Annotated in this window: 3 protein-coding genes and 1 pseudogene; 2 read left to right on the top strand and 2 right to left on the bottom strand. The window is 35.4% G+C overall.

Going from position 1 to position 3,729, the window contains the following annotated elements:
* Positions 1 to 385: 4-Cys prefix domain-containing protein (locus tag H6G97_RS47430; protein ID WP_338422007.1), on the bottom strand; the 385-nt coding region annotated here is incomplete at its 3' end.
* Positions 386 to 387: 2 nt separating this feature from the next.
* Entirely contained in the window at positions 388 to 1,818 is a 1,431-nt protein-coding gene (locus tag H6G97_RS47425) for a helix-turn-helix domain-containing protein (RefSeq protein WP_190947293.1), read from the bottom strand.
* A 1,160-nt stretch (positions 1,819 to 2,978) separates the two neighbouring features.
* On the opposite strand from H6G97_RS47425, the gene H6G97_RS47420 reads away from it, so the two are divergent.
* Together H6G97_RS47420 and H6G97_RS47415 are read left to right on the top strand one after the other, a co-directional pair.
* Positions 2,979 to 3,221 (top strand): hypothetical protein, encoded by a 243-nt coding sequence (locus tag H6G97_RS47420; RefSeq protein WP_190947292.1) that lies wholly within the window; start codon positions 2,979 to 2,981, stop codon positions 3,219 to 3,221.
* A pseudogene (locus H6G97_RS47415) lies at positions 3,221 to 3,729 on the top strand (bifunctional DNA primase/helicase); the annotation flags it as partial. The gene H6G97_RS47420 and the pseudogene H6G97_RS47415, both read left to right, overlap by 1 nt.

Genomic DNA, 3,729 nt, shown 5'->3' with positions numbered 1-3,729 from the left:
TCTCCATTACTAAGCAATGCAATTCTAGGCGTGGTTCCTTTGGTAGTGTAAAAGTAAAGTAATCACTACTAGCAGCTTGAGGAATTCCCGGATGAGATAAGTTGATTAATGCTAATACTTCTCGTCGCACTAGCTCAACGTATTTAGGTTCATTCCACCTTAATACTTTCATCACTCTTGTTCGAGGTTTTATTCCCCATTTTGGCTCAATATCTTCAACCTCGAAAACATCTGTATAGCTATCTATATCTTTTTCTAAAGGTCGTAATGGTCGCAGCAAACGAATACGTTCATTTATTAGCAAAGGAGTTCCGCAGGCTAAACAGTTTTCAATATCATCAGGGTTATGGCGCTGATTACAAAGGTGATTTATGCAGTAAACCACTTTTACTCCTGAATATGATTACTTGCTTTTAAGCCATTAAGTTTGTTATTTGAACTATTAAAATTTTTATAGATTAAGCTTAATGGATCGACTAAGATATACTTTCTAATAGCTGGTTCTAAACTATAAGAAACTTCATCTTTAGGAGATTTCTGATTTATTTCAATTAAACAACGCTGTTCTAAAACCTCTATAGCATCCATCATATTAGAAATTGAAATTTCACAATTATTTTTTTTCCTGATAATATCAATCATATCTGAAAACTTCAATGGAGGTAATTCTTCTGATGTATGTTCTGCTAAACAAAGCATAATTTGTTTTTGAATATCATTTAAAAGTCCATTTCCTCCAAATTGTTGATTTAACATCTTCAAAATATTCTCGCTAATCAAAGTAGTCTTATAATCCAAGAATTTGGTTATATCCCCTCCAAAAAATTTATTAATCCGGCTGGCAACTAATTCTAAAAGTGATGGATTTGCACGGTAAATTTTAATCAATTTTTTACATTCTTTTTCTCCTTTCAAATCTTTTCTACGTAATATTTGCATTGCTGCATTTTCTTCTAAGCCTTGTATCTGCACGTATGCTGGTAGGAGAGTTGTAGCCGTGTAAGCAATTTGATCTAAAGGTAACTGACTCGTCACTATTATGCAGCTTTGATGCTGCTCTTCTATAAGACGACGAAATAAATTTCCACACTCTATTTTCTTTTCAAATACCTCTATTTGTGCTAAACCTTCTAGCCCATCTAGTATTAGTAAACATCGATATTTTTTTAGTTGGTCTAATATTAAATTAAGTTTTGATTCCCTAGATTTATTTTCTATTTTTAAATTTAGTATCTTAATTATTTCCTCTAAAACATCCTCAATTGAAGAACCATAATTGATACTTTTCCAGATGACGCAATCGTATGAATTTGGTTCCTCTAAAAGTAATTCTTCAACTATTTTGGTAGCAACAAAAGTTTTTCCAGTACCCGCAGATCCAAACAAATATACACAATGATGATTAAAAAGCTTAATTTGGTTTTTTAAATAATTAATTTCTTTTTCTCGCCCATAAAACAGATTTATTTTAGGCAACTCTCCATAAATTTTAGTCTTACCTATTAAACTATCGTTTTGATTAAGGTAATCTTTTTTTACTATTTCAAGCAAAACATTTTTCACAGTTGCTTTTTTTATTTGTACTCCACCACCAATAGCTTCAGAAAGCATTGTCCATAAGTTTGGCCCTACTGCTGTCCGCAAATAGTGCATATTATATCCTGAATTAGCTGCTATCTCTTGATAATCTTGACCATTCCAAGCCCCTTTTATAATAGCGATTTCAGCTTTTGACAAATGCTTACCAGTAGATTCAAACACTTGTCCATCTAGACCTTCAATTATTTTCTCTATGTCTAAATTTTTATATGAATCCATATTGAGCAGTAAATTTACTTTAATTTATCAATACCTTTACCAAAAATAAGAGCCTACAAAAATTGGCAAAATTCTAGATGCATAAGTGTTTAGCTTAAAAGGTAGTTGGACTGTCAAAACCTTGATATTACAAGCAACACATAAAAAAACCTTGTGGGAAAATTTAAAGGAATTTTTAGAGCTTATTGTTTTTGCTAAACCTCAGAGAACGGGGAGTTATATAGTGAAACATCATCAACTCACCCTCGTAAATTAGCATAAGTATTGATCTATACTGTAATCTATTCACGTTAAATCTAACCTATACTTTTTTTAAAATAACCTATACTCCTTCACAAAAATTCATAAAATTATTCCTTCCTAGTTTCCTTTCTAAGGTGTATGATTTAATGGCTACATCCCAGAAGTAGTATTACGCTATCTCAAGTTACAGTTACATCTAGCTCATATTCGTGAAAAATAACTAAGGCTAGCAGCCAGGAACCACCCTCAGTGAGTATCTATAATCGCTAGCTGACTTCGTTAATAAACGAAAGATGAGCTTGTATCAAAAGAGTCGGCACTTATGATGCTTACTCTGAAGCTTGGCATAGATAATAGTTAAAGTAGTTTGAGCCAAAGCTACTATTAAACCTAGTAATTACATACAGAGATGAGGAGGCTTGAATTAAAAATTAGGATAACAGTAGATCGAAGACGGGTAGAACTTCTGCAATATCAAGCTAATTGAAGGTAGGTATGGAGGTGAAGAATTTATGACAATACCCACATTTAACGGACAAAGCGCCACTAAGGAGTAGCGCTTTGTCCGTGGTTTAAATTGCATATAACCTCAGAGCGGGGTTGATCTCGAAGGAACAAAATAAGTAGACGTTGAAGTTTGGCGACGGAGACGACTACTAAATTTGTCCGAGAGTTTTTACCACGCTGCGATATCTATTATAGGATCTACTGCTTAGAAAGTCTATTTCTTGCAGTATGTTTTGGCTGTCGAAATTCCTTAAATTAGTTAAATGTAAAGTTTAATGAAGACAAAACCCGAATTTTGGAGCAAAAAATAGTAGCAGCGTGAATAGCCCCCTCTAGAGCTTCAAAACCAAGCACCAGGGGAATAAACCGTGTTAAATGAAAAAAGTCTGAATAGCTCAGTAGTTGAGCGCATGGAATCATGCATTGCAGTGTTCGCACCTCAGCTTAATGCTGTGGTAGAAGGTAGTTTTAAGAATATCCTTGCAAAAGCTAAAGTTTCACAGCTTTCAAATTGGCTGTGTTTAGATGATAGCGACAGAAACATTACTGGAGTAACGGGAGCAGGTGATTGTAACACAGGATTTTACTGGCAATTCTTGCTCGTAAACGTAGTTCTCGTAGTTCTCTCTAAGGAACCGCAAGGGGAGAACTAATGAACGCAGCGACAACTGAATATCCAAACAATCTCACGGCTGCCCAATACCATGAGTTGTTAGCTGGTAGCGCCATTCATCCGGCGTTGATTGAGCGCAACTTTTTCCATATAGAGGGAGAATCAGTTTATGATTTCCTGTTCATATCTGATAAGATCCCACGTAAGAATGCGGGTCGGGTAACAGATGGATACATCAAAATGTATCAGCACCTATTACTAGGTGGGACGTGGATTCAGTCACTTGACCCCTTTAAAAACTGGCAACCGATGGAGTGGGGAAGGATCAAGCCCAACTTTCCTCGCATTGATTGGCACTCCTGTAAACCCGTCAAATACGAGTCACCGCCTAAAACCCCCAACCGCGTTACCTACTTTGATGTTGCTAACCCCATTTGGGACAAAGTTGCAAAGCGTTATTTAATTAAGCGCTATCATTCACTTTTAACATTGCGCTTACTGGATCAACTCAATCCACTAATATTTTGGGAGTGGGTAAAGCAACATCC

It is taken from the genome of Nostoc flagelliforme FACHB-838 (assembly GCF_014698065.1).
Classification (GTDB): Bacteria; Cyanobacteriota; Cyanobacteriia; order Cyanobacteriales; family Nostocaceae; genus Nostoc; species Nostoc flagelliforme_B.
This window is presented reverse-complemented; position numbering and strand designations above follow the sequence as displayed.

Coding starts and splice junctions, on each gene's coding strand:
- H6G97_RS47425 (WP_190947293.1), bottom strand. CDS start 1,818: ATGGATTCATATAAAAATTTAGACATAGAGAAAATAATTGAAGGTCTA.
- H6G97_RS47420 (WP_190947292.1), top strand. CDS start 2,979: ATGGAATCATGCATTGCAGTGTTCGCACCTCAGCTTAATGCTGTGGTA.